This is a genomic window from Bizionia sp. M204 (assembly GCF_023205095.1).
Classification (GTDB): Bacteria; Bacteroidota; Bacteroidia; order Flavobacteriales; family Flavobacteriaceae; genus Algorimicrobium; species Algorimicrobium hallyeonense.
In genome coordinates, this window is the sequence record NZ_CP046242.1 from 2,311,381 (window position 1) to 2,337,751 (window position 26,371).

Sequence of the window (26,371 nt, forward strand, 5' to 3'; positions counted from 1 at the left end):
ATTTACGAATAACTGTTGAAATAGGCAGTAACTAAAGTTACATTACGCCTTTACAAAAAATTCCATGTAGAAGATAAAAATAGCCATGGCAAAGACAAAATAACCAAAGCCTTTTTTAAGTTTTTTACCATCAATAAAGTTACCTAAATAACTTCCTATAAAAATACCAATCAATGAAATAGCTGTAAATGATAATAGAAATTTCCAATCAATTGTCATGGTTAAAGCATCACCTAGAAAAAATCCAGACAAGGCATTCATGGCTATAATAATTAAAGAAGTTGCTACGGCCACTTTTATGTCCACATTAGCCAAAAGTACTAGCGCCGGAATAATCAAAAAACCGCCGCCTGCTCCAATCATACCCGTAATAGCACCTATAAGAAGCCCTTCAATAATAATTAAAGGATAGTTGTAAGACACTTGCGTGTTTTCAGGTTTTAATTTCACATCTCTTAACATGGACAAAGCGGCAGGAATCATTAAAATAGAAAACATTCCGAACATAACCATTCGTCTCGTAAACTCGAAATTGCCTATTGTAAACATAACTTCGGGAAGTGCCGGAATAACAAAATGCCTAACTATTGAAATCCCAATAATTGCTGGAATACCAAAAACAAAAGCTGTTCGCCAATCAACTAAACCTTTTTTATGCTGTTTTAAACCACCAACTAAAGCGCTAACACCTACTACAAATAAAGAATATGCTGTAGCCACTTTTTCATTAACTAAAAATAAATAGGCCAAAGCTGGAACTGCCAAAATGGATCCACCACCACCAATTAGTCCTAATACAACACCAATTAGCAAAGCACTTATATAGCCAAAAATTTCTAATACTTCCATGGAATGGGTTTCAATTTACTAACGCAAATATATCCTTTTATTTAAACCGAGTTTGTAACCCAAGCTACATAGCTTGCTATTCTTTGTTTAGGATTATATAATTTCGGTTTAGCTGAACCTTCCCCATATTTTCTAGTTTTTTAAGTAATCGGGAAACAACCACACGGGAGGTATTCAATTCATAAGCTATGTCCTGATGCGTGCTATATATAGTATAATCTTCTGAAACACGCGCTTTTTCGTTGAGATATTTTAGCAATCGTGCATCCATTTTCAAAAAAGCTATACTATCAATAGTATCTAACATTTCATTTAATCGGCTATGATAACTTTCAAAAACAAAATTTCTCCAACTTTTATATTTAGAGGACCATTCTTCCATTTTCTCGATTGGAATCATAATCAATCTCGCATCTGTTTCTGCAATGGCACGAATTTCACTTTTGGTACGTCCTAAACAACAGGTTAAAGTCATAGCACAAGTATCTCCCTTTTCTAAAAAATAAAGTAATAACTCATCACCATCATTATCTTGCCTTAAAATTTTTATAGCTCCTGTGATTAGTAAAGGCATGGATTTAACATACGATCCTATTTCAATAAGTACGTCATCTTGTTTAACTTCCTTTAAAAAACCAACCTGATTTATTTCATCAAGCAAGTCTTTTTCAAAAAAATGACCATAATTATTAGTTAACTCTTCTAACATAAAATGAAATTTTTCAAGTCGCAATATAGCCTTTTTTAATGTGTTTAATAATCTAGAATAAGCCGTTGTTTTATGTAATCTTTAATATATTTCTTCGACATAAAACCGTACATTTCAATTTTACGTAACTATTTATATACACAACACATTATGCAGAAAACATATTACGACCCAGCAGACCTTAAAAAATTCGGTAAAATTTCCGAATGGAACGAAGAATTAGGTGCTAAATTTTTTGATTACTATGGAAAAGTTTTTGAGGAAGGCGCACTTTCTGAACGTGAAAAATCACTCATTGCGCTGGCTGTAGCACATACCGTTCAATGTCCGTATTGTATTGACGCATATACTGGAGACGGCTTGCAACGCGGGATAACTAAAGAAGAAATGATGGAAGCTTTGCATGTAGCTGCTGCCATAAGAGGTGGTGCATCTTTAGTGCATGGCGTGCAAATGATGAACAAAGTAAATAAATTAGATATGTAAGCTAGGCTGTTCATTCTATAAAACCAAATCTTACAAGTCGTTTAAGCTAAAGTTAAAAACACAAAGTTGGCCGTCAAGAATTGGAATTTAAAAAGGCCATAACAAGAAACGATGAAGATTAAAACTTGAACCAGAAACTTTAAACCTTAACATGATTAAATCCTTAAAGCAACAAGAAAACGCCCTGGCAGATAGCAAACGCCAATTGGAAATACTCGCCAATGGTATTTTTAAAACTGGTGAATTACCAACTTTCAAAAATAAAATAGCTGAAAGCAACCAGTTTCCTTTACAAGCTAAAAAACTAGAAATCCTTCAAATTAATGTGGGCTATATGTGCAACCAAGTTTGTACGCATTGCCACGTGGATGCTGGTCCAGACAGAAAGGAAATCATGACCAAGGAAACCATGCTGCAATGTCTAGAAGTTATAAAAAACACGGGAGCACACACCTTGGATTTAACAGGAGGCGCCCCTGAAATGAACCCAAATTTCCGTTGGTTTGTTGAGGAAGCCGCTAAAGCTGGGGTAACCGATTTTATAGTTCGATCCAATTTAACCATTATCCGAGCCAACAAAAAGTATTTTGATTTACCAGAGTTTTTTAAAAAGCATAATGTACATGTAGTAAGCTCTATGCCACATTGGACAAAAGGTAAAACGGACAAACAACGTGGGGATGGTGTTTTTGCAAAATCTATAAAAGCGTTAAAAGAATTAAATGCGGTTGGTTACGGCATGCCAGACAGCAATTTACGTTTAGATTTAGTCTATAATCCGTCTGGAGCTTTTTTACCAGGCAACCAAGCAGCCATGGAAAAAGATTTTAAAAAGGCGCTTTTAGAAGATTTTGATATTCAGTTTCATAATTTATTTGCCATTACCAATTTACCTATTGCGCGATTTTTAGATTATTTAATTGCCTCCGAAAATTACGAGGATTATATGTATAGTTTAGTGGAAGCTTATAATCCCTCGGCTGTTAAAAATGTAATGTGTACCAATACACTTTCCATTAGTTGGGATGGCTATTTATATGATTGTGATTTTAACCAAATGTTAAATCTACCGGTTAATAGTTCGGTTAAACATATTTCAGAATATAATGAGGATTTACTAGAAGGTAGAAACATTATGATATCTCAACACTGCTACGGATGCACAGCAGGCGCAGGCAGCAGCTGCCAAGGTAGCGTCGTGGATTAGAATTGATAATAGCCCATTATGATAAAAAAAGTCACTTATTTATTATTGTTTTTTTTAACCGTTCAAACCAGTTTGGCTCAAGATTCTTTGTCCCAGTTGTTAAAGCGGTATAACACGAAAAACATTCCCTATATTTCAGTTCAAGAGTTGGCCATGCCAAAAACCAATTACAAAATTTTAGATGCCCGTGAACCCAATGAATACCAAGTAAGTCATTTAAATAACGCCATATTTGTTGGATATAAAGATTTTAAAATTGAAACTGTTTTAAACGAAATTCCGAATAAAAAAGACACAATAGTTGTTTATTGCTCTTTAGGAATTCGCTCTGAAGCAATTTCTAAAAAACTTAAAGACGAAGGCTATATTTCTGTTTACAATTTATACGGTGGAATTTTTGAATGGAAAAACAACGACTTCCCCGTTTATAACCGGAATAATATAGAAACAGATAGCGTTCATGCTTTTTCAAAAATGTGGGGGAAATGGTTAATGAAGGGTGAAAAGGCATACAATTAGTATATAGCATCAATGGGAATTTTATCAAAAAATAACACCAATAGCGACCAAGATCAAGTGGCTAATTTCTATTTTCCAACGTCCAAAAGTGCGCTTATTATTTTTACAAGAAATCCAGAATTAGGAAAATGTAAAACCCGATTAGCCAAAACTATTGGTAATGAAGCGGCTTTGGAAATTTACAAACATCTATTAAAGCATACTGCAGAAACGGCAAAAAATGTATCGGTAGATCGCTATGTTTTTTATTCTGAAGCCATTCAAAAAGAGGACCTTTGGAATCCCGAATTTTTTAAAAAAAAGCTTCAAGAAGGTTCTAATTTAGGAGAGCGAATGGAGAATGCCTTTTCGAAATTGTTTCAACTAGGCTATGAAAAAGCCCTGATAATTGGCAGCGATTTATTAGATTTAAATGCCGAGATTATTTCAGAAGGATTTCAAAAATTAAACCAAAACGATTATGTTTTGGGTCCTGCCAAGGATGGCGGTTATTATCTTTTTGGCATGAAACAATTGCACCCTAAAGTATTTAAAAACAAAGCTTGGGGAACGGAAAGTGTTCGTAAAGACACCTTGGATGATTTACAGAATGAAGACATTCACCTATTAGAAATATTAAATGATATTGATACCTTTGAAGATATTGAAGGCATTGAATCACTAAAAAAATACTATTAAACTTATGATGAAGTATATAACAGAAACCACAGAATATTTGCAAAGCAAAGGCTTTGAGAGTCCTGAAATAGGCATTATTCTCGGAACAGGATTAGGCAAATTAATAGAACATATTGATATTATAGCTGAAGTCAGTTATAACCACATCCCCAATTTCCCAACGGCTACGGTTGAGTTTCATAAAGGCAAACTTATTTACGGAACACTTTCCGGAAAAAAGGTAGTAGTTATGCAAGGCCGCTTTCATATTTACGAAGGCTATTCACTACAGGATGTTGCCTATCCCGTTCGTGTTATGAAACAATTAGGCATAGAAACCTTATTAGTTTCTAATGCCTCTGGCGCCATTAATTTAGACTTTAAAAAAGGCGAACTAATGTTAATAGATGATCATATTAATCTCCAAGGTAGTTCACCATTGGCCTTTAGAGGTGTGGAATTATTAGGCGAACGTTTTACCGATATGAGCGCACCTTATGATGCAGATATTAATGCCAAATTTGAAGCTATTGCTAAAGACCAAGGCATTAAACTTCACAAAGGCGTTTATGCTAGCGTTGTTGGACCGCAATTAGAAACACGTGCAGAATATAGGATGCTTAAAATTATTGGGGCTGATGCTGTTGGAATGAGTACCGTTCCAGAAATTATTGTAGCCAATCATTTGAATTTAAAGGTGGCTGCCGTGTCAGTTTTAACGGATGAGTGCGACCCAAGTAATCTAAAACCTGTTGATATTTCAGAAATTATAGAAATGGCAGGAAAAGCAGAACCACAAATGATTACCCTTTTTAAAGAACTGATTAAAAGTTTATAATAGCAATTAACACTCGAATACTGAAACTATGAGCAATTATCTTAACACCACACACGATGTATACAAAGAAGCAGCATTAACACCAGATGTTGGTTTATGTTGCACCACGAATCCTATTTGGGAATTACCAGGGTTAAGAATCCCGAAAATCATGCAGGAAATGAACTATGGTTGTGGGTCAACTGTTCATGCACGCGATTTAACTAACAACCCTAAAATGCTCTATGTTGGTGTTGGTGGCGGCATGGAATTATTGCAGTTTTCATATTTCAACCGCAAAAAAAATGGTGTTATTGGTATTGATGTAGTCGATGAAATGTTAGAAGCATCTCGTAAAAATTTTAAAGAAGCCGAAGCTCAAAACCCATGGTTTAAAAGTGAATTTGTAGATCTTAAAAAAGGTGATGCGTTGAATCTTCCAGTTCCTGATAACAGTATTGATGTGGCTGCACAAAATTGTTTATTCAATATTTTTAAAACAGACGATTTAAAAAAAGCCATTGCTGAAATGTATCGCGTACTCAAACCACATGGTAAATTAGTCATGAGCGATCCTACTTGTGAGCAACCCATGAATGACACCTTGCGTAACGATGACAGATTGCGCGCCCTTTGTTTAAGCGGTAGTTTGCCCATTGCAGAATATGTAAAAATGTTGACAGATGCTGGTTTTGGAACCATTGAAATTCGCGCCAGAAAACCGTATCGCATTTTGGCTCCTAACCATTACCCAACGGAAGAATTGATTTATATAGAATCTATTGAAGTAGCTGCCATAAAAGATCCCATGCCTGCAGATGGTCCGTGTATTTTTACAGGAAAAGCCGCTATTTACTATGGCGACCAAGATTTTTTTGATGATAACGCTGGACATGTACTTATTCAAAACCAACCATTAGCTATTTGTGATAAAACGGCTGGGGACTTGGCCAAATTGAATCGGAATGATATTTATATCAGTGAATCCACGTTTCATTATGATGGTGGTGGCTGTTGTTAAAAAATATAGAACAAGGTTTGAACAATTACATAAAAAATAATGCTATGAAAAGTCCGATATATCTTATGTTATTGCTGTTTGGCTTCAGTCTTTCGGCTTTTGGACAAACCATAAACCATTCCGGTTTTACTGAATTCTTACAAAAACATGTTACTAATAAAGGTGAAGTTGATTATAAAACTATAAAAGCAAATGATTCAGAATTAAACACCTACCTCAACCAATTTATAGCCGTTTCACCTAAAGAAAGTTGGACAAAAAACGAAACATTAGCCTATTGGATTAACGCGTATAATGCATTTACCATAAAACTTATTATTGATAATTATCCAATTGAAAGTATTAAAGACATCAAAAATCCTTGGGATCACGAGTTTATTCCTATCAACGGCAAATTACTTTCTTTAAATTATATTGAACATGAGGTGCTTCGCAACATGAAGGAACCACGTATTCATTTTGCTATTGTTTGCGCTTCGGCTTCTTGTCCGCAATTATTAAATGAAGCCTATATACCAGAAAAATTAGACAAACAATTAACAACAGTTACAAAACAGTTTTTGGCAGATTCATCAAAAAATAGAATTCAAAAAAACAGTCTGGAACTCTCAAAAATATTTAAATGGTTTTCGAAAGATTTTAAGGAAAACGGCAGTCTTATCACCTTTTTAAACACCTATTCAGATGTAAAAATTGCATCCGATGCTAAAATAAAGTATATAGATTATAGTTGGAAGCTAAATGATTAATTCCATTTCCATAATTATTCCCATGCTTAATGAAGCCGAAAATATAGCTTCGGTTTTAGAACATCTATTAGAGAATTCAACTTCTAAAAATATAGCGGAAATCATCGTTGTAGATGGCGGAAGTGTGGATGGCTCACAAAACATCGTTAATAAATTTGTGCCTTCGAACAAAATTCATCTTCTAAACGCACAAAAAGGCAGAGCTAAACAAATGAATTTTGGTGCCAAACATGCCACGGGAACTATTCTCTATTTCCTCCATGCGGATTCTTTTCCGCCTAAAAATTTTGATAACCTCATAATCCATGAAGTAACCAAAGGGAATTTAGCAGGTTGCTTCCGTTTACAGTTTGATAACAATCATTGGTGGTTACAATTAGCGGGTTGGCTCACCCAATTTTCTTGGCGTGCTAGCCGTGGTGGAGATCAAAGTCAGTTTATTACCAAACAATTATTCACCGAAATTGGTGGTTTTGATGAAAATTTCACCATTTATGAAGACAATATTTTAATAAATGAGCTTTATTCTAGAAAGCAATTTGTGGTCATTCAAGACAAAATAAAAACGTCTGCTCGGCTTTATGATAAGCATGGTGTCTGGACATTACAATATCATTTTTGGACCATATATATTAAAAAATGGTTTGGTGCTTCCGCAGATGAATTATATACATATTACCAAAAGTATATTTCCTAAAAATCTGGTTTAAAAATGGTTAATCTGTTAAAATAAAGATAAATCTTACTTAATAAAGTGATAAAGGAACGTGTTGCTTCAATTGAAAAATATACTTTTCCACTCTAAACCAATTATCATGAAACCAACCAAACTTATCTTGGCACTTTGCTGTCTAACCGTATTTTCAGCAAAGGCCCAACGCACTATTTCTGCCGTAATAATCGACTCTACTAAACAAGAGCCCATTCCATTTGCAACGATATTAATAGATGACAAAACAGGTGTTATTAGCAATGATAAAGGCGAATTCAACATTACCATTAACAGAAAAATTTCTGAAAGGGACTCTCTTTATATAAGCTGCTTAGGTTACGAGCAAAAACAATTTGCTATTCAAAAATTTACAGATAGTATTATTTCATTAAGTACCAAAAATATTGATTTAAGTGAAGTGTTTATCACCAATAAAAACTATACACTGGATGAAATTTTAGACAAAGTTAAAGAAGGATTAAAAACCAATTACGATTTTGGTTACGCAAAGCGCAAACTGTTCTACAGAGAATCATACTACACGAATATGCTGAAAACGGATGTGAAAATTGAAGAATCTACTATTCCCGAATTCAATCAAGCATTTGTAGATAGCATTATTAAATCCGTTCCAAAAAATACGGATCAGCACACGGAGGTTTTAGCCGAAATATATGGCGAAATTAAACCGTCCACACCACAGAAATTAGATATTTTAAAAGCTTCTCGTTTATACGATAAACAAAGCGAAATAACCTTTGAAAATTATGAAAAACGCTTCAATGAAATTATCAAAAAACATGTGAAACGCGATTCGTATTTCAAAATTAAATCGGGTTGGTTTGGCACGAAAGAAGAAATAGACTCCTCGTTTTTTGAAGATAAAAAAGAAGACCAACAAACAGCAGAATTTATAGAAAAGAAAAAAGAATTGGAAGCCAAGCGTAAAGCCAACTTTTTAAACTGGCGAAAAGGCTCAATCCAAAGTATTGAAAACGCCAACTTCCTAGATGAAGATTCGGATTTGAATTTTATTGAAAAATCCAGACGTTATGAATTTGAAATGCAGGATTTTGCGTATCTGAATAACGAATTTGTTTACACCATAACTTTTAAGCCCAAACGGAGCGAGGATTTTGAGGGAACGCTTTACATTAACACACAAGATTTTGCTATTGTGCGTGTAGATTATAAAAATGTAAAGCCTCTGCGTAAATTTGGGTTATTAGGTATTTCATTAAATGAGTATTTAAAGGAAGGCACTATCATTTTCCAAAAAAATGCCAATGAAAAATACACTTTAAAATATGCTGATCAAACCGATGGTCAACAAGTAGGTATTAAAAGACCTTTAAAAATTATTGAGAAAAACAAAAACGTAAAAGGCAGACGCAAGCAAAATGAATTAGCTGCTGATTTACATTTTATAGTTCGAAATGTTGAGAAAAAAGAATTGATTGTTTTTGAATCGACGCCTATTTCAGAAACAGAGTTCAACAATTTCACAGAAGTGCCAGAGGTAACACCAACCTATCTTCCGGCTTATGATTCGGAATTTTGGAAAGGATACAATATTATTGAACCTAACCAAGCCATAAAAGATTTTAAGATTATAGAAAAAACACACTAAATATCAGTGGGTTTTTATTAGTAAACACATGAATCGGGATGCGGCATGATCCTATTCCCGATTTATTGTCTTTTATAGTAGTCTCTAATAACAGCTTCAACGGGTTTATTTTGAGGTGTAAATTGATTATCTGTTTCACCGCCACTTTCTTCATGATTATGAAACCATTTCCAAACAAAACCACCTGCAAACCAAGGTTCTTTCCAGAATACATCAAATAAAGCTTGGGTTGTATTGGTTTGTCCCTCAAAATTTAACGCCGTTATTTTATAATCGCTAACCCAAGGTTCTTTTCCGGTATAATCTGTACTTCGGTAGCCAAATTCCGTAAATAGTATGGGTTTGTCAAAGGTTTCAGAAATTGCTTTCATTTCTATTGTATGCGCTTGCCAACCTGCAATAGCATCATCTACATTGGGTGTTTTTTTATCACTAATTGGAAAATAGGCATCCACGCCAATATAATCCAAATCGCTCCATAATGGTGTGCGTTTGTATTCATCCCAATTAGCAGCGTATGTTAGTTTCCCATCATAAACAGCACGAATATTCATAATTAATTCTTGCCAATATTCAGGTCTGTGCGCTACAAACTGTTCCAATTCGGTACCAATACAATATATAGCAACCTGCTTTTCTTGAGCTAGTTTAGCAAAATCCAAAATAAAGCGCGAGTAGGTTTGTTCCAATTCTAACCAAGCAGCTTCATTAGGCATTTTAATATGCCCTGTAAATTCACCATGCCAAACCCAAATTTGTGGTTTTATCATGATTTCAATATTTGCTTTCTGTAAAACATCAATATATTGTGAAACGCCAGCTTTAGTTTCACCAAACCATTGTCTATCTGTATTATAAATTATTTCAGGATGTTCCAAGCTTTTAATAAACCCAAACGGCATAATAGCCGTATAGTTGGCATTTACATTTAAAACGGGTAGGATATTTTTATTAGAAATACTATCACGAGATGCCACAAAGCTAACACCATTTATTTTGATATCTTTCTTCGTAGTCATACTACATGAAGAGAGTATAAAAACTAAAAACCACGTTAAATACCTTGTCATAACTACTTAATTATGATTAAATTTAAACAAATTGCACAAAGAACCTTAAGTTTCAGTAAAAACCTTCGACAAACCCAACAAGAAATCAATATATGGAACACGTTGTAATAATTGGAAACGGTATTTCTGGCGTAACAGCAGCTAGACATATTCGGAAATTATCAGATAAAAAAATTACAATAGTATCAGCAGAAACCGACCACTTTTTCTCACGTACAGCCTTGATGTATATTTACATGGGACACATGACATATGAGCACACCAAACCTTATGAAGATTGGTTTTGGGAAAAGAATCGTATTGAACTCAAATCGGGATTTGTCAATCAAATTGACACCTCAAGTAAAACACTTCATTTTGAAAAAGGAGACTTATTAAAGTATGACCAACTGATTCTAGCTGCCGGGAGCAAGCCTAATAAATTTGGTTGGCCTGGACAGGATTTGAACGGCGTCCAAGGCTTGTATAGCAAACAAGATTTAGACAATTTAGAAGTGTACGCACCAGATAATAAAAGTTGCAAGCGAGCCGTAATTGTTGGTGGTGGATTAATTGGGATTGAATTAGCTGAAATGCTTCATTCACGACATATTCCTGTAACATTTTTAGTACGCGAAACCAGTTTTTGGAACGGCGTTTTACCAGAAGGTGAATCTGAAATGGTTAATCGTGAAATAACTAGAAACGGTATCGATTTAAGATTAGCTTCTAACCTTAAAGAAATAATTTCAGATGAAAACGGAAACGTAAAATCAGTCATTTTAGAAGAAACAGAGGAAGAAATTCCTTGTAATGTTGTGGGGTTAACGGCTGGCGTTTCACCCAATATTAATTTTATAAAAGATTCTGGAATAGCCATTAATCGTGGTGTTTTAGTAAATCGGTTTTTAGAAACCAATATTCCTGATATTTATGCTATAGGCGATTGTGCGGAGCAACATGAAGCTATTGGAAACCGCAGACCCATTGAAGCCGTTTGGTACACAGGACGTATGATGGGTGAAGTTGTTGCCCAGACTATTTGTGATAATCGCTTGGAATATAAACCTGGTCATTGGTTTAATTCGGCTAAATTTTTTGATATTGAATATCAAACGTATGGTTGGGTTCATGGTAAAAAGGAGCAACCAGACCATGAAGTGCATTTTCATTGGAAACATCCCGACGACACCAAATGTATTACCATAGCATTTCATAAAGAATCACGGCAATTTCTAGGAATAAACAATTTTGGAATTCGCATGCGCCATGAGTTTTTCGATCGGGTTTTATCTGAAAATCGGTCTATAGAATATGTTTTAGCTCATCTAGCTGATGCTAATTTTGATCCGGAGTTTTATAAACTTCATGAAAAAACAATTATCCAAAAATTTAATAACGACCATAATACAACCATCCAATTAAAGAAGAAGAGTTGGAAACGTATTTTTCAAACCTCCTAAATACATCAAATGAAACAAATACAATATATAGGTCTTGGTTTATTTTTAACTGGACTTGCCATCTTTATTTCCTTAATATTTTTAGGAAGATATGAACTTTCACAAGATGTCTTTGACGAGGTTGTTACGAATAAAGGAATAAAAAGCGAACTATTTATAAATGACATAAATACTAATTTGGTTGGAAACGAGTTTACTGACCCTTTTTCATTTTCTTCAAAAGTAACAACGGCTTTAGAAAGCGCAAATACCACTCACAAAGAAAACAGTGAATGGGATAAAGTGATATGGACTAAACCACATAGCTTTTCTTATGAGCTTGCCAAATCTTCAGGAAATGGCATAATAAAAGACAATAAAATGCTATTTTGGATCCTCACCTTTGGTTTGGGTATTCTTGGTGCCTTATTCTTTATTATTCCGCAAGTTGTAACACTTGGTCGTCCTGGCATTAAAAATAATGGTATTTACCACCATGCTTCAACTAGTAGAGGTTGGATTGGTTGGTTTGTATTTATTTTTCTAGTCAGTTTTTATGTTCTACTATATTTTTATCCAGACTTCATCGTTAATTGGACGTACATAGTTGACCCCTTTAGCATGGCGTTAAGTGGTAATTTAGCGAGTCAATGGTTTCTTTACGGTTTTCTATATTCTACGGTTATGACGGTTATGGCTGTCCGCATGTATATTAAATACCGTCATAATAAATATCAAATACTACGAACTACTTCGGTGCTTTTTTTTCAGATTGTATTTGCATTTTTGATTCCAGAAATTTTGGTTCGTTTTGAAAAGCCTTGGTATGATTTTAAAAATGCCTTCCCTCTCGATTACGATTTCTTTTTCAGTTGGAATTTAAATCAACTCATAGAAAGTGGTGGTTTTGGCCTATTTATCCTAGTTTGGGGTATTGTTTTAACCGTTGTTGTTGTTCCCGTTATGGTTTACTTTTTCGGTAAACGCTGGTACTGCTCGTGGGTATGTGGATGCGGTGGTTTAGCAGAGACTTTAGGCGATCCGTATCGTCAATTATCTGATAAATCACTAAAAGCATGGCAATTAGAACGCTGGCTAGTGCATGGCGTTTTAGTATTTGCACTTGTTATGACGGGGTTTACACTCTATTCCTATTTTTCAGGAGCGGATGCTGTTTTAGGAATAAAAACACAAACCATACAAGATATTTACGGCTTTTTAATTGGCGCTATTTTCGCCGGAGTTATAGGAACAGGGTTCTACCCTATTTTTGGAAATCGTGTTTGGTGTAGATTTGGCTGTCCATTAGCTGCATATTTAGGATTTGTTCAACGTTTTAAATCCCGATTTAGAATTACAACCAATGGTGGACAATGTATTTCCTGTGGTAATTGCTCCACCTATTGTGAACAAGGTATTGATGTTAGAGCTTATGCTCAAAAAGGTGAAAATATAATACGATCTAGTTGTGTTGGCTGTGGTATTTGCGCTGCCGTTTGCCCAAGGGGCGTTTTAAAATTGGAGAATGGTCCAGAAAACGGACGTATTAATCCAACTGAAATTCTTTTAGGAAATGATGTTGATTTAATGGATTTACTGAATCAGAAATAAATATAAAACTATCGTACTTTTGTCCCCTGAAACAAAACAGCAAATGCCCCATATAAAAGTCATTATTCCTGCTTATAATGAAGCTGATTCCATTCCGCTAGTCATTGGAGATATTCCAGAATTAGTAAACGAAATTATTGTGGTGAGCAATAACTCAACGGATGCTACGGTAGAAAATGCTAGAAACGCTGGAGCAACGGTGTTAAGCGAAAGCAGAAAAGGCTACGGTTATGCCTGTTTAAAAGGTATGGCTTATGTTGCTGAACAAAATGAAAAAGCCGATATTATTGTATTCCTTGATGGCGATTATAGTGATTACCCGGAAGAACTCACTAAAATAATTCAACCTATACTTGACAACAAAGTCGACTTTGTAATTGGAGCTCGTGTGAAAATGCTACGTGAGAAAGGGTCTATGACCATACCTCAAATTTTTGGAAATTGGCTAGCCACCACCTTAATGCGTTTTATGTTTAAGTCGAAATTCACGGATTTAGGGCCATTTCGCGCTATTAAATATACCAAGCTTTTGGATTTAAACATGGAAGATAAAACCTATGGTTGGACAGTAGAAATGCAACTAAAAGTATTAAAACAAAAAATTTCTTATACAGAAATTCCTGTAAATTACAGAAACAGAATTGGTATTTCTAAAGTATCTGGAACAGTTAAAGGTGCTGTTTTTGCAGGCTTTAAAATTTTGGGGTGGATTTTTAAATACGGTTTTAAAAAATGATTATTGAAGGCATCATCATAACTATTTACACGTTGGCATTGCTTCTTATATTCATGTATGCTTTGGCGCAACTAAATCTATTGTTCAATTATTTGTCAGCAAAAAAGAAGATTGATAATACGACTAAATTCAATTTTAAAAATCCTTCAGAAATCCCTCTAGTAACAATTCAATTACCACTTTACAATGAATTGTATGTAGTAGAGCGCTTGTTGGAAAATGTTTCGAAAATAGATTATCCGCAAGATAAATTAGAAATTCAAGTGTTAGATGATTCTACGGATAAATCGATTCAAATAATTCATACAAAAATTAGTGAATTACAGCAAACAGGTCTGGATATTAAATACATTCATAGAACGGACAGAACCGGTTTTAAAGCTGGCGCATTAAAAGCTGGATTAGAAACTGCCAAGGGAGAATTTATTGCCATTTTTGATGCCGACTTTTTACCGAAATCCGATTGGCTCTTGCAAACCATTCCGCATTTTAAAGATAATAACATTGGTGTTGTTCAAACCCGTTGGGGACATATAAATCGGGATTATTCTATTCTTACTAAAATTCAAGCTTTTGCTTTAGATACGCATTTCACTTTAGAACAAACGGGACGAAACACGAAAAACCATTTTATAAATTTTAATGGAACGGCCGGTGTTTGGCGAAAAACCTGTATTCTAGATGCGGGAAATTGGGAAGGCGACACGCTAACCGAAGATTTGGATTTAAGCTATCGTGCCCAATTAAAAGGCTGGAAATTTAAGTATTTAGAAGATGTTGTAACACCTGCTGAACTCCCTATTATAATTAGTGCAGCACGATCACAACAATTTAGGTGGAATAAAGGTGGGGCCGAAAATTTTCAGAAAATGTTCTTTAAAATAGTAAAGAACAATGGCATATCTTCTAAAACCAAAATGCATGGTATTTTGCATTTATTAAATAGTACCATGTTTTTAAACATTTTAATTGTTGCCATATTAAGCGTTCCTATGCTTTATATTAAACATGAAAATGATACGCTTAAAATGTACTTTTATGCCACTAGCTTTTTTGTGGTAAGCTCACTAATTTTCTTCATTTGTTATTGGTTTATGTATAAACGCATACATGGTTCTGGATTTAAAAATTTTGTTGGATTTATTGGTATGTTTTTTAGTTTCTTCGCAATTGCTATGGGGTTTTCTTTACATAATACCATAGCTGTAATAGAAGGGCATTTCAGAAAGCGAAGTGATTTTATTCGTACACCAAAATTCAATATCAATACCGATAAGAGTTCTTGGAAAGATAATATTTATCTTAAAAAGAGAATTTCAACAAACGTTATTTTTGAAGGTCTACTTACACTCTACTTTGCCTTCGGCATGTACAGTGCATTTATTGTGGGAAATCACAAAGGCGATTTTGGATTATTCCCATTTCATCTTATGCTATTTTTAGGTTTCGGTTATGTGTTTTTAAAGTCTTTAAGAAATTAATCACGTTGGCTAGGCAATAGTATTAAACTTACGTTAAACCGCTTCAATTCCTTGTAATTACTAGCTTTTCGGGTTATATTAAGATATGGAAAATATTTTAGTAGCAGGTGCTCATGGTACCACAGGAAAAAAAATAGTTAATCTTTTAAGTGAATCTCAATATTTTAACCCGATTGCAATGGTTAGGAAAGAAGAGCAGATTCCTTTTTTTAAATCGAAAAATGTTGACACCATTCTAGCCGATTTAGAACAGGACGTTACGCCTGCGTTTAAAACACCAATTGATAAAGTTATATTTGCCGCTGGTTCTGGTGGAAAAAATGTCGTTGCAGTAGATCAAGAAGGTGCTAAAAAGCTTATTGATGCTTCTAAACAGAATAACATTAGAAAATTTGTGATGTTAAGTTCCATGGGTGCGGATAATCCCGAATCTGTTTCAGAATTAAAAGATTATTTAAAAGCGAAACAGAATGCAGACAACCATTTAATTAAAAGTGGTTTGAATTATAGTATTGTTAGACCAGGTGCCTTAACAGATGGAGAATTGAGCAATAAAATAGAATTAGAATCGAAACTGAACAAGCAGGGAGAAATAAGCCGAAATGATGTGGCGCAAACTTTAGTAAGAACGTTAAATGACGACGTTGCAAATAAAGCTACATTTGAAATTATTAAAGGCGACACACTCATTGCCGATGCCTTGAATAAAGTTTCAAAAATGTAACATTAATCCTTTTAAAAATTGACATCAAAAAGCAATCACCACAGTGGTTGTTTTTTTATTTATAAAAGATTTGAAGCTGTATATTTAACCCATGCAAATTTCCAACTTTTTACAGGTCTATAAATTTCAGTTGCTTCTGGCTCTATCCAGTTTGCTTTTTTATTGGGCTTTTGCCTATGATTTAACGCGAACAGACACTACAAAACTACTCATGCTATATGCAGCATTATTTGCGGTTTTTTATAAACTTATTCAGCTTACTAAACATAATATCCAATACCTAACGTGGATAGCCTTTGGATTTAGAGCCGTTTTTATTTTAGCCATACCGAATTTATCACAGGATTTTTACCGATTTATTTGGGATGGACGCATGATTTTAGAAGGTTTTAATCCGTATTTATATACACCGGAATCGTTTATTTCTATGAGCATATTTCCCGTAGCTCAAGCGCAGGAACTTTATAATGGCATGGGTTTATTGAACGCCAGCCACTTTACCAATTACCCGCCTCTCAATCAACTGTGTTTTGTTATAGCTGGTTTATTAAGTGGTAAAAACATTTTGGGTTCGGTTGTTGTTTTACGACTGATTATTATTGCTGCTGATTTTGGAATTCTCTACTTCGGGAGAAAATTACTAATTCGATTTAAGCTTCCAGAACATTTAATATTCTGGTATATTTTAAATCCATTTATTATTATTGAATTGATAGGAAATCTTCATTTTGAAGGTGTCATGTTATTCTTCTTAATTTGGAGCTTGTATTTGTTAGAAAAAAGTAAATGGCAATGGGCAGCTGTAGTTTTTGCCTGTTCTGTTTCGGTTAAATTAATACCATTGTTATTCCTGCCATTATTTTTTAGATGGTTTAAAAAAGAAAATACGCCAGAAACAAAAGAATCAGACAAAGTAGATATTAAGAAACTGTTCTCTTTTTATGGCATTGTTGGGTTAACAACGGCCTGTTTGTTTTTACCGTTTTATTCAACCGAGTTCCTGACTAATTACACGCATACCGTTGCTTTATGGTTTCAGAATTTTGAGTTTAACGCCAGTGTTTATTACATTTTAAGGGCAATTGGATATTGGATTTCCGGTTATAATCAGATAGCTATTATTGGAAAACTAACGGCTCTTTTTATATTTTTATTTATTATTGGCATGGCTATTTATAAAAAACCAAAGAACACAACACAACTTATAGCAGCGATGCTTATCGCTTTAAGCATGTATTACTTTACGGCTACAACGGTTCATCCTTGGTATGTAGCTACATTAGTTTTGCTTGCCGTATTTACAGATTACAAGTTTCCTATAGTCTGGAGTTTTATGATTATTTTCAGCTATTTAGCCTATTCCAATTCCAGCAATTCTGAAAACCTCTGGATCATAGCATTTGAATATGTAGTGGTTTTTAGTGTATTTTTGCACGACATTTTTAAACCAAAACCGCTTGACACTGAATTTTCCAAAACTTTTTAGACGATTTCTTCGCATAATTGCCGTATTGTTTGGCTTGTACATTTTGTCTTTGATTTTTGTTTATTTCAAGCAGGAAAGTTTCTTTTTTAATCCGAAGCATTTAGAAAAAAATTACACCTTTACCTTTAAAGAATCTTTTGAAGAACTGAATATTCCTGTTACAGAAACCGTTTCGTTAAACGCATTATTGTTTAAAACTGAACAAACAAAAAAAGGTGTTATCATCTATTTTCACGGCAATGCGGGTGCTATTCATGATTGGGGAAAACGCGCACCTTTATACCTAAATAATGGGTATGATATTTTATTTTTTGATTATCGTGGTTATGGCAAAAGCGATGGTGAGTATTCAGAAGCAAAGGAATTATTTAATGATGGCCAAGCCATTTATAACTATGTGAAAAAAGATTATTCAGAAAATCAAATTGTTCTTTTGGGTTATTCTTTGGGTTCTGGTATTGCCGCTTATGTGGCTTCAAAAAACAATCCGAAACAACTTATATTAAACGCTCCCTATTATTCGTGGAAAACGCTTATTTCCGAAGAAATTGCGCCTCCAATCCCCACCTTTTTAATAAAATATGACATTCCAACATATCACTTTATTGGCGCGGTAAAAGCTCCGATTACCATATTTTATGGCACGCGAGATTTTCTGATTCATCCGGAAACGAACGCTAAAAAATTACAAAAAATCAATCCAGGAAACATCACATTATTTCCAATTACGGATGGTGGTCATAATGGTTTGCACATTACCAAGCAGTATTATGATGAATTAAAACAAGTGCTTTAATTTATTTTTTTAGTATTTGAGATTTATCACTCAATCCTTTCACTGAAATTTCTGGACTACCAAAAATATGAAGAATACTTTTTCCTCTTGCGTAAATACTTAAATGTTTACTTACATACAAATACACTTCAGACGAATTTGAGATATTAAGTTCGGCTTCTGTAACTTTTAAATCTTTACCCTTTAAATCTGCAGATCCTGAAGCCATAAGATTAAGGTTTTCTACATTTCCTTCAAGCTTGGCATAGGCGCTTTTATTAATTGTTAGTTCCATATTATCTATGGAAATGATGCCCTCTAGCCGAGCCTTATCATTGAGTATCGCCTTCGCATTAGTACTTTTAATTTGGAGCTCTCCTCTTGATGAATCATCCATTTGAACAAAAAAATCAGTGGTATTTATATCTAGGTCAAAAGTCGCATTTTCCATACAGTTTAAGGTGAAGTCTAATAACTCAAATTTATTTTGACCTTCTACTTGTGCGTTCTGATTTATATGAATACGCTCCAAATCTTGAAACGTGACGTATATTTCCATCTTTTTGCTTGACACTATTTTATGAGTCGTATAAATTTTTAAAACACCATCAATAACATCTAATTTAATGATATCTACTAGGTTTGCGTCTGTTTTAACATGATAACCATTAGAGCTGGTTTGCATAATAAATACTTCCAGACCATCGGTTACTTCAATTTGCGAAAACGGGTCTAGATTTTTATATATGTCTACAACATTTTTATCCCCTTTTATTTTTTGTTTTTTTTGGGCACTTGTTGTCATGGCTACCATACAGGCAACCATTAATATTAGTATTTTCATTTTATTTTTTAGTATAATTTAGGGTTAGGGAAAACGATTGGGTAATTTATGAAACGCAACGCCATTTGCTGAATAACACACTTTTATTTAAAAAAAGCAATTGGATTAACCAATTGCTTTTTATTTTAAATGCTATTTATAGTTCTGAATTTTAAAGTATTAATTAACGAAATTATAGTGGTTTTAAATTTTCTACTCTATAAATCACTAAATCGTCATCATAAGGGTCAGGTGCTTCAACAAAAACTATTTTAAATTCTTGATCAATATAATTCTCATCATTCTTTAAATCGAATTGTTTTAATACACGTGGATGAACTTCTTCAAAAGCTAGCTCTTCTCCGTTATCAAACCAGAAGATAAAATAACCATTCTCATAAGATTTAAAAACCGCAGTTCTCATGTTATAACAAATTAATCAATATCGTCTTCAACGTCTTCATCTGCTATTTCAATATCTGGATCTTGAACTGCTTCAGGATCTGCACCATCAAAATCTTCGTAATCATCTTCATCGTAGTTTTCCATAGTTACAGCTAGTTTGGTACTAACTTTTACTAAATACTTGGTATCACTAGTTGTTACTTCAACAGCTTCTATGATTTCGTTTTTTGCATTTCTGAAGGAAACAATTTGATCTTCATCATAACCATCAGGATATTTTTCAACGAGCAAAGCTAAAATTTCTGGTGTAAGCTTTTTAAAGTCTACAATTACGCGTTTTAAATTATCATTTCTATTTTTCATTACTTGGGCAAATATTTATACTTTTAAAAAAAATAAAGTTACTATTTATTGTGATTAATTCTGACAACATCATAAAAATCTTTTCGTCTGTCTTTCAAATTTTTAACAGCTCCATGCGAATGAAGTTCGCGAAGCAGGCTCAAATCAACGTCAGCTACAAGAATCATTTCGGTATTTGGTGTTGCTTCAGCCTTGATTCCGTTACTTGGAAATGAAAAATCGCAAGGTGTAAACACAGCCGATTGCGCATACTGAATATCCATATTATTCACGTTCGGTAAATTACCGACACTCCCTGAAATTGCAACATAACATTCGTTTTCAATAGCTCTTGCTTGCGAACATAAACGGACGCGAGAGTACCCATTTTGTGTATCCGTTAAAAACGGCACGAATAAAATATCCATACCTTCGTCTGCCAATAAACGTGATAATTCTGGAAATTCCGAATCATAGCATATTAAAATACCAATTTTTCCTGAATCTGTTTCAAAAGTCTGCAATTTATTTCCACGCTGCATTCCCCAGACTTTAGCTTCATCTGGTGTTACATGAATTTTCTCGTATCGTTCTGCACTTCCATCACGACGACATAAATATCCGACATTATATAATTTATCATCTACCAATTCGGGCATACTACCAGAAATAATATTGATATTATACGAAATAGATAATTGTTTCAACTTATTTACAATAACCTCTGTGTACTTTGCCAATTCCCTAATAGCATCTGGCTCATGCATATGGTTAAACTTCGCCATTAGTGGTGCGTTAAAAAACTCTGGGAAAACCGCAAAGTCTGAACGATACGCAGACACACTATCTACAAAGTACTCCACTTGTTGCATCAGTTCGTCTAAACCAGTATAGGTCCGCATTTGCCATTGAATAAGGCCTAAACGCACAATAGTTTTAACGGTACTCGCTTTTTTATTCGGTTTGGTATAGTAAATATTATCCCATTCCATTAAAACAGCATATTCATTGGAGGCTGTATCACCTTCCAAATACCCTTTTAAAATACGAACGGGATGAAAATCATTAGAAATTTGAAAATTTAAAACCGGGTCATGAATTTCCTTACGTTTTACTTTTTCAAAATATTCTTTAGGAGTTAAATCCTTATGGTGCTGGTAATTTGGCATACGACCACCAAAAACAATTCCTTTTAAATTCAAGTTTTCGCACACTTCTTTACGGTAATCATAAAGTCGTCTGCCTAAACGCAATCCACGGTATTTTGGTTTTATAAACACGTCTATTCCGTATAAAACATCACCCTTTTTATCATGGTTTTTAAAAGATTCTCCCGCTATAATATCTTCGTAGGTATGCTCATCATCAATAGAATCATAATCCACAATAATGGATAAGGCGCAACCAGCAATGTCTCCATCAATTTTTATTACGACTTGACCTTCCGGAAATTTTCTAGTTAAATCTTGTATGTGATGTTTTTTCCAATACGAATTTAAAACGCCTCCATAAGCCTCCAAGGTTGCCGATTTTAATTCCTCATAATCGTCAACTGTAAGGTACTTTAATTCAATATTTTCAATTTTCTGCGTTTTCATATTTACATCCCAAGCAGGTAAGCAAAAACTAATGGTGCAACAATAGTTGCATCACTTTCAATTATAAATTTCGGTGTATTAATATCTAATTTTCCCCAAGTAATTTTCTCGTTAGGAACAGCTCCTGAATACGATCCGTAACTAGTTGTAGAATCACTAATCTGACAGAAATAACTCCAAAATGGTGTTTCTGGACGTTCCATATCTTGATACAACATTGGTACCACACAGATTGGGAAATCACCCGCAATACCACCTCCAATTTGGAAGAAACCGATACCGTTTTCAGAGTTATCGGTATACCAATCCGCTAAAAAAGTCATGTATTCAATACCAGATTTCATAGTGCTGGCTTTCAATTCACCTTTTAATACGTAGCTTGCAAAAATATTACCCATAGTACTATCTTCCCATCCTGGGCAGATAATAGGTAGGTTTTTTTCGGCTGCTGCATACATCCAAGAATCTTTAATATCAATTTCATAATGCTCTTCTAAAACACCTGAAAGTAATAATTTGTACATATATTCATGCGGTAAATAACGCTCACCTTTGGCTTCTGCATCTTTCCAAATTTTTACAATATGCTTTTGGATTCTTCTAAATGCTTCCTCTTCAGGAATACAGGTATCCGTAACACGGTTTAGACCTTTTTCTAACAAATCCCATTCATCTTGAGGTGTTAAATCTCGGTAATTAGGCACACGTTTGTAATGAGAGTGCGCTACTAAATTCATAATATCTTCCTCCAAGTTTGCACCTGTACAAGAAATAATTTGAACTTTATCTTGACGAATCATTTCGGCAAATATTTTACCTAATTCGGCCGTACTCATAGCTCCAGCTAATGACACCAACATTTTAGCGCCATTATATAGTTGATCCTCATACCCTTTTGCGGCATCTACTAAAGCAGCTGCGTTAAAATGTAAGTAGTACTTTTCTATAAATTTTGATATTTCTCCTTTAGTTGTCATCGTCTTCATTAAATTTAGAAAATTTAGTTGTATTTTCTTTTGATTCATTAAAATTGTTATCGAAACTGTCGCCAACAGCATCATCTAGAAACTTGTAAGTCAGCATTTTGTAATAGAGTTTCGCAGCTAAAAAATCGGAAGAACGCTCGTTTTCATTTGGGCATAATTCCACAATATCAAAACCTACCACATTTTTTTCCGCAAAAACTTGACGTAAAAATTCAAGTGTTTCATACCATAGTAAACCGCCTGGTTCTGGTGTTCCTGTGCTTGGCATGATAGACGGATCAAAAGCGTCTAAATCTATTGTAATAAATACATTTTCCGTCATCTGATCGATTGCTGAATCCATCCAAGTATCATCCACAGCCATATCATGAGCAAAATATGTTTTGTCAAAATCCATTACGGTAGTTTCAATAACATCCATACTTCGGATACCAACTTGAATTAAATTTGCTGTTTGACTTGCTTCATAAAGCGCACACGCGTGATTGCATTTACTACCATGGTATTCTTTACGTAAATCGGCATGTGCATCTAATTGCAGTACGGTAAGGTTATCAAAGCACTCATTAAATGCTCTAATGGTACCAATAGAAATTGAATGCTCACCACCAAAAGCAGTAACAAATTTGTTGCGTTTAATATACTTTTTTGTTGCTTCATGAACCGCATCAACCATTTTTTCTGGTGATGAATTTTCAGTAATAGGCTTCGCTAAATATACACCTTGTTTGTATACCTCTGTTCCTGTTTCAATATCATAAAGCTCCATGTTTTCTGACGCATTTAAAAATGCTTCTGGACCTTTATCCGCGCCTTTTTGCCATGTACTTGTGCCATCATAAGGTACAGATATTAATACGATTTTTGAGCTATCTAATTTGGAATATTGCTCCTCTATTCCTGCATACGTTTTATTGTCCATTGTAACCTAAAATTTTAAGTAAGTCTTCACTTTTTTGTTGTTCCGCAAATAATTTTGTGGTGATGTTTCCATCAGCATCTTTATTAATTAATACATGTTTTGGTGATGGTATTAAGCAATGCTGCAATCCACCAAATCCACCAATGGTTTCCTGATAAGCTCCTGTATTGAAAAAGCCAATATACAACGGTTTATCCTTATTATATTTTGGTAAATAAATAGCATTCATGTGTTGTTCACTGTTATAGTAATCATCACTATCGCAGGTTAAACCTCCCAATAGTACACGTTCATAACTCTCGTACCAACGGTTAATTGGCAACATAATAAACCGCTTATTAATTGCCCAAGTATCTGGTAAGGTCGTGATAAATGATGAATTAATCATATTCCATTTTTCACGATCATTTTGTTGTTTTTGATAAAGGACTTCATAAATAGCACCGCCACTTTCGCCAACTGTAAAACTTCCAAACTCTGTAAAAATATTTGGAACGGCTACATCTTCATTCTCGCATGCTAAATTTATTTGATTGATAATTTCATCAATCATATACTCGTAGTCAAATTCAAATGCTAATGAATTTTTTATTGGAAATCCACCACCAATATTCAGACTATCTAAGGTTGGACAAATCTTTTTTAAGCTGGTGTAAACCTTTAAACACTTTGCCAATTCATTCCAGTAATAGGCGTTATCGCGAATTCCAGTATTAATAAAAAAGTGTAACATTTTAAGTTTAACTTTCTTATTATCTTGAATTTGGTTTTTATAAAATGGCACGATGTTTTTATATCCAATCCCTAAACGAGACGTATAAAACTCGAATTTTGGTTCTTCTTCAGAAGCAATACGAATACCAATATTGTATTTTCCTTTTATTTCTTCGGAAAGTAAATCTATTTCTTCATAGTTATCAATAATTGGAATACAGTTTTTCTGTCCACTATTGATTAGTCTAGCAATATTAGTTACATATTGCGAACGTTTAAAACCATTACAGATTACATAGGTTTTATCTGTAATTTTACCTTCCACTTTTAAATTTTCAACAATGTCTATGTCGAAAGCAGATGATGTTTCAATATGAATGTCGTTTGTTAACGCTTCATCTAAGACGTGTTTAAAGTGGGAACTTTTTGTACAATAGCAATAATTATACTTGCCTTTATATTTATTATTTTTTATGGCTTTTGCAAACCAACCTTTTGCGCGCTGAATATTATTTGATATTTGCGGTAAATAGGTAAATTTTAAGGGAGTTCCATAATCCTCAACCAGTTGCATAAGGTCTACATCATGGAATTCTAGTGTTTTATCTTCCAGTTTAAATTCTTCTTGTGGAAAATCAAAGGTTTGATTGATTAGATCAATATATTTTGTATTCATTAATTTTGATGTTTAAAATTTAAAGGTACGAACTGATATTATTTTCAGCGATAATATAACATTAAATTATAAAATAATCAAACTTGAATTTGAGGATGAGTCGTAGGAATAAAGCCAAATAAATGTTGGCTTGATAATATGTATGAAACGGAAGTTAGCTCTAAAATTCGGTTACTTAATCTGTAAGCGGCTTTTGAAAATGACTTCCTGAAAGTCAAAAGCCCGAAAATAAAAACAGTTTTCAATTTGTTCAGCTAAATGCGGTGCAAATGAAATATATTTTTTTGAATTTCGAGCTTTTTTTTTATCTTTTTTTAATTGCATTAAAATGCTGTTTTACAGCATCCTAAGCGTGTTGATTTCTTGAATTGTAAGATGTTTCCAATGACCTCTTGGAATATCTTTCTTGGTAAGATGCGCAATAGCCACACAATCAATCTTAATGATATCGTAATTTAGGTGTTCAAAAATAGTTCGGATAATTGTGTTTCCTGTATTTTTAATTTTTAAACCAATCAGATTCTTGCTCTGACCTTCAATATAACTAATCTCTTCTACAGGTGTTAACTTGCCATCAATTTTTATACCTTCTTGAATACTTTTTAAATCTTCGAATTTCAGATTCTTATCTAATTCCACCTGGAATAAACGCGGTACACCATGTTTAGAATTTGTGAATTTTTTCACAATCTCCTCATCATTGGTAAACAATAATAAACCCGTGGAATTTCTTCCTAAGCGTCCAATAGGCTTTATACGAGAATCCGTAGCGTTTGCCACTAAATCCATAACTGTTCTCCCTTTACCTTCACTCGTTGTGGTAGCAAAACCTTTTGGCTTATTTAATAAAACGTAAGCTTTTTTTTCTGGATTTATACGTCTGCCATCATAACGAACATCATCTTCCAATTTCACTTTATAACCCATTTCAATAACAGGTTTTCCATTAACGGTTACCAATCCAATAGCAATATGCTCATCGGCTTCACGACGGGAACAAATTCCTGAATTAGCAATGTATTTATTTAATCGGATTTCTCCTGAATCCTTCTTTTTGTTAGGTGTTGCCTTTGGCTTTATTGGCGCGTTTCCTCGTGCAAAACTTTTACTTTTTTCGTTGTTAGAACCACGTCCCGAAACTTTATCTTTTCCGTCTTGCTGTCCTCTTCCTGCGGATTTTCCTTTTCCGCTACTTCCTTGCTGTCTGCTCATGATTACTAAATTTTAGGCAAAGGTAATACAATA

At 34.0% G+C, this 26,371-nt stretch carries 28 protein-coding genes; 16 read left to right on the forward strand and 12 right to left on the reverse strand.

Annotated elements, in window-relative coordinates:
* Positions 1-42: 42 nt before the first annotated feature.
* The gene (locus GMA17_RS10685; protein ID WP_248395908.1) at positions 43-849 is read right to left on the reverse strand and encodes a sulfite exporter TauE/SafE family protein; all 807 of its coding nucleotides are present in this window, start codon (positions 847-849) and stop codon (positions 43-45) included.
* A 76-nt stretch (positions 850-925) separates the two neighbouring features.
* The gene (locus GMA17_RS10690) at positions 926-1,558 is read right to left on the reverse strand and encodes a Crp/Fnr family transcriptional regulator (protein ID WP_248395910.1); all 633 of its coding nucleotides are present in this window, start codon (positions 1,556-1,558) and stop codon (positions 926-928) included.
* Between the two features lie 150 nt (positions 1,559-1,708).
* On the opposite strand from GMA17_RS10690, the gene GMA17_RS10695 reads away from it, so the two are divergent.
* The 9 genes from GMA17_RS10695 (at position 1,709) to GMA17_RS10735 (ending at position 9,356) form a co-directional block, all read left to right on the forward strand.
* Positions 1,709-2,044 carry an arsenosugar biosynthesis-associated peroxidase-like protein gene (locus tag GMA17_RS10695; RefSeq protein ID WP_248395912.1) on the forward strand — a complete coding sequence of 112 codons (336 nt, stop codon included), beginning with the start codon at positions 1,709-1,711 and terminating at the stop codon, positions 2,042-2,044.
* 151 nt (positions 2,045-2,195) lie between these two features.
* Complete coding sequence (gene arsS / locus GMA17_RS10700) at positions 2,196-3,251, forward strand: arsenosugar biosynthesis radical SAM (seleno)protein ArsS (protein ID WP_248395914.1); 1,056 nt, start codon at positions 2,196-2,198, stop codon at positions 3,249-3,251.
* 18 nt (positions 3,252-3,269) lie between these two features.
* A complete protein-coding gene (locus GMA17_RS10705) occupies positions 3,270-3,770 on the forward strand; it encodes a rhodanese-like domain-containing protein (protein WP_248395917.1) in 501 nt (166 codons plus the stop codon).
* 12 nt (positions 3,771-3,782) lie between these two features.
* Positions 3,783-4,448, forward strand: coding sequence for a TIGR04282 family arsenosugar biosynthesis glycosyltransferase (locus tag GMA17_RS10710; RefSeq protein ID WP_248395919.1), 666 nt, complete (start codon positions 3,783-3,785; stop codon positions 4,446-4,448).
* 4 nt (positions 4,449-4,452) lie between these two features.
* Complete coding sequence (locus GMA17_RS10715) at positions 4,453-5,265, forward strand: purine-nucleoside phosphorylase (RefSeq protein WP_248395921.1); 813 nt, start codon at positions 4,453-4,455, stop codon at positions 5,263-5,265.
* A gap of 28 nt (positions 5,266-5,293) precedes the next feature.
* Positions 5,294-6,265: an arsenosugar biosynthesis arsenite methyltransferase ArsM gene (arsM, locus tag GMA17_RS10720; RefSeq protein WP_248395923.1), complete on the forward strand. Its 972-nt coding sequence runs from the start codon at positions 5,294-5,296 to the stop codon at positions 6,263-6,265.
* Between the two features lie 44 nt (positions 6,266-6,309).
* The gene (locus GMA17_RS10725) at positions 6,310-7,014 is read left to right on the forward strand and encodes a DUF547 domain-containing protein (protein WP_248395925.1); all 705 of its coding nucleotides are present in this window, start codon (positions 6,310-6,312) and stop codon (positions 7,012-7,014) included.
* Positions 7,007-7,711: a TIGR04283 family arsenosugar biosynthesis glycosyltransferase gene (locus tag GMA17_RS10730; protein ID WP_248395927.1), complete on the forward strand. Its 705-nt coding sequence runs from the start codon at positions 7,007-7,009 to the stop codon at positions 7,709-7,711. The genes GMA17_RS10725 and GMA17_RS10730 overlap by 8 nt, the downstream gene beginning before the upstream one ends.
* Before the next feature lie 118 nt (positions 7,712-7,829).
* Positions 7,830-9,356 carry a carboxypeptidase-like regulatory domain-containing protein gene (locus tag GMA17_RS10735; protein WP_248395930.1) on the forward strand — a complete coding sequence of 509 codons (1,527 nt, stop codon included), beginning with the start codon at positions 7,830-7,832 and terminating at the stop codon, positions 9,354-9,356.
* Between the two features lie 62 nt (positions 9,357-9,418).
* On the opposite strand, the gene GMA17_RS10740 is transcribed toward GMA17_RS10735, so the two are convergent.
* Positions 9,419-10,375: a glycoside hydrolase gene (locus tag GMA17_RS10740; RefSeq protein WP_248395932.1), complete on the reverse strand. Its 957-nt coding sequence runs from the start codon at positions 10,373-10,375 to the stop codon at positions 9,419-9,421.
* A gap of 143 nt (positions 10,376-10,518) precedes the next feature.
* Here GMA17_RS10740 and GMA17_RS10745 point away from each other — a divergent pair, with 143 nt between their 5' ends.
* From GMA17_RS10745 to GMA17_RS10775, 7 genes are all read left to right on the forward strand, one after another.
* Positions 10,519-11,868: an NAD(P)/FAD-dependent oxidoreductase gene (locus tag GMA17_RS10745; RefSeq protein WP_248395934.1), complete on the forward strand. Its 1,350-nt coding sequence runs from the start codon at positions 10,519-10,521 to the stop codon at positions 11,866-11,868.
* A 9-nt stretch (positions 11,869-11,877) separates the two neighbouring features.
* Entirely contained in the window at positions 11,878-13,458 is a 1,581-nt protein-coding gene (locus tag GMA17_RS10750) for a 4Fe-4S dicluster domain-containing protein (RefSeq protein WP_248395936.1), read from the forward strand.
* Between the two features lie 43 nt (positions 13,459-13,501).
* Positions 13,502-14,194, forward strand: a complete 693-nt coding sequence (locus GMA17_RS10755; protein ID WP_248395938.1) for a glycosyltransferase family 2 protein — start codon at positions 13,502-13,504, stop codon at positions 14,192-14,194.
* A complete protein-coding gene (locus GMA17_RS10760) occupies positions 14,191-15,675 on the forward strand; it encodes a cellulose synthase family protein (protein WP_248395940.1) in 1,485 nt (494 codons plus the stop codon). Before GMA17_RS10755 ends, GMA17_RS10760 begins: the two co-directional genes overlap by 4 nt.
* Positions 15,676-15,760: 85 nt before the next feature.
* A complete protein-coding gene (locus GMA17_RS10765; protein ID WP_248395942.1) occupies positions 15,761-16,399 on the forward strand; it encodes an SDR family oxidoreductase in 639 nt (212 codons plus the stop codon).
* A gap of 91 nt (positions 16,400-16,490) precedes the next feature.
* On the forward strand, positions 16,491-17,885 hold the full coding sequence (locus tag GMA17_RS10770) for a mannosyltransferase (protein ID WP_248395944.1): 1,395 nt from the start codon (positions 16,491-16,493) through the stop codon (positions 17,883-17,885).
* Positions 17,857-18,681: an alpha/beta hydrolase gene (locus GMA17_RS10775; RefSeq protein WP_248395945.1), complete on the forward strand. Its 825-nt coding sequence runs from the start codon at positions 17,857-17,859 to the stop codon at positions 18,679-18,681. The genes GMA17_RS10770 and GMA17_RS10775 overlap by 29 nt, the downstream gene beginning before the upstream one ends.
* A gap of 1 nt (position 18,682) precedes the next feature.
* On the opposite strand, the gene GMA17_RS10780 is transcribed toward GMA17_RS10775, so the two are convergent.
* From GMA17_RS10780 to GMA17_RS10820, 9 genes are all read right to left on the reverse strand, one after another.
* Positions 18,683-19,504: a head GIN domain-containing protein gene (locus GMA17_RS10780; protein WP_248395947.1), complete on the reverse strand. Its 822-nt coding sequence runs from the start codon at positions 19,502-19,504 to the stop codon at positions 18,683-18,685.
* A 172-nt stretch (positions 19,505-19,676) separates the two neighbouring features.
* The gene (locus GMA17_RS10785) at positions 19,677-19,907 is read right to left on the reverse strand and encodes a hypothetical protein (RefSeq protein ID WP_066250421.1); all 231 of its coding nucleotides are present in this window, start codon (positions 19,905-19,907) and stop codon (positions 19,677-19,679) included.
* Positions 19,908-19,918: 11 nt separating this feature from the next.
* Positions 19,919-20,251: a hypothetical protein gene (locus GMA17_RS10790; RefSeq protein WP_248395951.1), complete on the reverse strand. Its 333-nt coding sequence runs from the start codon at positions 20,249-20,251 to the stop codon at positions 19,919-19,921.
* Between the two features lie 41 nt (positions 20,252-20,292).
* Positions 20,293-21,828 (reverse strand): bifunctional GNAT family N-acetyltransferase/carbon-nitrogen hydrolase family protein, encoded by a 1,536-nt coding sequence (locus GMA17_RS10795; RefSeq protein ID WP_248395953.1) that lies wholly within the window; start codon positions 21,826-21,828, stop codon positions 20,293-20,295.
* A gap of 2 nt (positions 21,829-21,830) precedes the next feature.
* Positions 21,831-22,805: a deoxyhypusine synthase family protein gene (locus tag GMA17_RS10800; protein ID WP_248395955.1), complete on the reverse strand. Its 975-nt coding sequence runs from the start codon at positions 22,803-22,805 to the stop codon at positions 21,831-21,833.
* Positions 22,795-23,736, reverse strand: a complete 942-nt coding sequence (speB, locus tag GMA17_RS10805) for an agmatinase (RefSeq protein WP_248395957.1) — start codon at positions 23,734-23,736, stop codon at positions 22,795-22,797. Before speB ends, GMA17_RS10800 begins: the two co-directional genes overlap by 11 nt.
* A complete protein-coding gene (locus GMA17_RS10810; protein ID WP_248395959.1) occupies positions 23,726-25,126 on the reverse strand; it encodes an arginine decarboxylase in 1,401 nt (466 codons plus the stop codon). Before GMA17_RS10810 ends, speB begins: the two co-directional genes overlap by 11 nt.
* A 171-nt stretch (positions 25,127-25,297) precedes the next feature.
* On the reverse strand, positions 25,298-25,450 hold the full coding sequence (locus tag GMA17_RS10815; RefSeq protein WP_248395961.1) for a hypothetical protein: 153 nt from the start codon (positions 25,448-25,450) through the stop codon (positions 25,298-25,300).
* A 12-nt stretch (positions 25,451-25,462) separates the two neighbouring features.
* Positions 25,463-26,338 carry a pseudouridine synthase gene (locus GMA17_RS10820; RefSeq protein WP_248395963.1) on the reverse strand — a complete coding sequence of 292 codons (876 nt, stop codon included), beginning with the start codon at positions 26,336-26,338 and terminating at the stop codon, positions 25,463-25,465.
* Positions 26,339-26,371: the final 33 nt, after the last annotated feature.

Excerpts from the sequence above, each read along its gene's own strand:
- GMA17_RS10735 (WP_248395930.1), top strand. The coding sequence starts at position 7,830 with ATGAAACCAACCAAACTTATCTTGGCACTTTGCTGTCTAACCGTATTT.
- GMA17_RS10760 (WP_248395940.1), top strand. The coding sequence starts at position 14,191 with ATGATTATTGAAGGCATCATCATAACTATTTACACGTTGGCATTGCTT.
- GMA17_RS10800 (WP_248395955.1), bottom strand. The coding sequence starts at position 22,805 with ATGACAACTAAAGGAGAAATATCAAAATTTATAGAAAAGTACTACTTA.
- GMA17_RS10690 (WP_248395910.1), bottom strand. The coding sequence starts at position 1,558 with ATGTTAGAAGAGTTAACTAATAATTATGGTCATTTTTTTGAAAAAGAC.
- GMA17_RS10770 (WP_248395944.1), top strand. The coding sequence starts at position 16,491 with ATGCAAATTTCCAACTTTTTACAGGTCTATAAATTTCAGTTGCTTCTG.
- GMA17_RS10780 (WP_248395947.1), bottom strand. The coding sequence starts at position 19,504 with ATGAAAATACTAATATTAATGGTTGCCTGTATGGTAGCCATGACAACA.
- GMA17_RS10725 (WP_248395925.1), top strand. The coding sequence starts at position 6,310 with ATGAAAAGTCCGATATATCTTATGTTATTGCTGTTTGGCTTCAGTCTT.
- speB (WP_248395957.1), bottom strand. The coding sequence starts at position 23,736 with ATGGACAATAAAACGTATGCAGGAATAGAGGAGCAATATTCCAAATTA.
- GMA17_RS10755 (WP_248395938.1), top strand. The coding sequence starts at position 13,502 with ATGCCCCATATAAAAGTCATTATTCCTGCTTATAATGAAGCTGATTCC.
- GMA17_RS10715 (WP_248395921.1), top strand. The coding sequence starts at position 4,453 with ATGATGAAGTATATAACAGAAACCACAGAATATTTGCAAAGCAAAGGC.
- arsS (WP_248395914.1), top strand. The coding sequence starts at position 2,196 with ATGATTAAATCCTTAAAGCAACAAGAAAACGCCCTGGCAGATAGCAAA.
- GMA17_RS10810 (WP_248395959.1), bottom strand. The coding sequence starts at position 25,126 with ATGAATACAAAATATATTGATCTAATCAATCAAACCTTTGATTTTCCA.
- GMA17_RS10815 (WP_248395961.1), bottom strand. The coding sequence starts at position 25,450 with ATGCAATTAAAAAAAGATAAAAAAAAAGCTCGAAATTCAAAAAAATAT.
- GMA17_RS10685 (WP_248395908.1), bottom strand. The coding sequence starts at position 849 with ATGGAAGTATTAGAAATTTTTGGCTATATAAGTGCTTTGCTAATTGGT.
- GMA17_RS10695 (WP_248395912.1), top strand. The coding sequence starts at position 1,709 with ATGCAGAAAACATATTACGACCCAGCAGACCTTAAAAAATTCGGTAAA.
- GMA17_RS10765 (WP_248395942.1), top strand. The coding sequence starts at position 15,761 with ATGGAAAATATTTTAGTAGCAGGTGCTCATGGTACCACAGGAAAAAAA.
- GMA17_RS10710 (WP_248395919.1), top strand. The coding sequence starts at position 3,783 with ATGGGAATTTTATCAAAAAATAACACCAATAGCGACCAAGATCAAGTG.
- GMA17_RS10820 (WP_248395963.1), bottom strand. The coding sequence starts at position 26,338 with ATGAGCAGACAGCAAGGAAGTAGCGGAAAAGGAAAATCCGCAGGAAGA.
- GMA17_RS10705 (WP_248395917.1), top strand. The coding sequence starts at position 3,270 with ATGATAAAAAAAGTCACTTATTTATTATTGTTTTTTTTAACCGTTCAA.
- GMA17_RS10795 (WP_248395953.1), bottom strand. The coding sequence starts at position 21,828 with ATGAAAACGCAGAAAATTGAAAATATTGAATTAAAGTACCTTACAGTT.
- GMA17_RS10750 (WP_248395936.1), top strand. The coding sequence starts at position 11,878 with ATGAAACAAATACAATATATAGGTCTTGGTTTATTTTTAACTGGACTT.
- GMA17_RS10785 (WP_066250421.1), bottom strand. The coding sequence starts at position 19,907 with ATGAGAACTGCGGTTTTTAAATCTTATGAGAATGGTTATTTTATCTTC.
- GMA17_RS10740 (WP_248395932.1), bottom strand. The coding sequence starts at position 10,375 with ATGACTACGAAGAAAGATATCAAAATAAATGGTGTTAGCTTTGTGGCA.
- GMA17_RS10745 (WP_248395934.1), top strand. The coding sequence starts at position 10,519 with ATGGAACACGTTGTAATAATTGGAAACGGTATTTCTGGCGTAACAGCA.
- arsM (WP_248395923.1), top strand. The coding sequence starts at position 5,294 with ATGAGCAATTATCTTAACACCACACACGATGTATACAAAGAAGCAGCA.
- GMA17_RS10730 (WP_248395927.1), top strand. The coding sequence starts at position 7,007 with ATGATTAATTCCATTTCCATAATTATTCCCATGCTTAATGAAGCCGAA.
- GMA17_RS10790 (WP_248395951.1), bottom strand. The coding sequence starts at position 20,251 with ATGAAAAATAGAAATGATAATTTAAAACGCGTAATTGTAGACTTTAAA.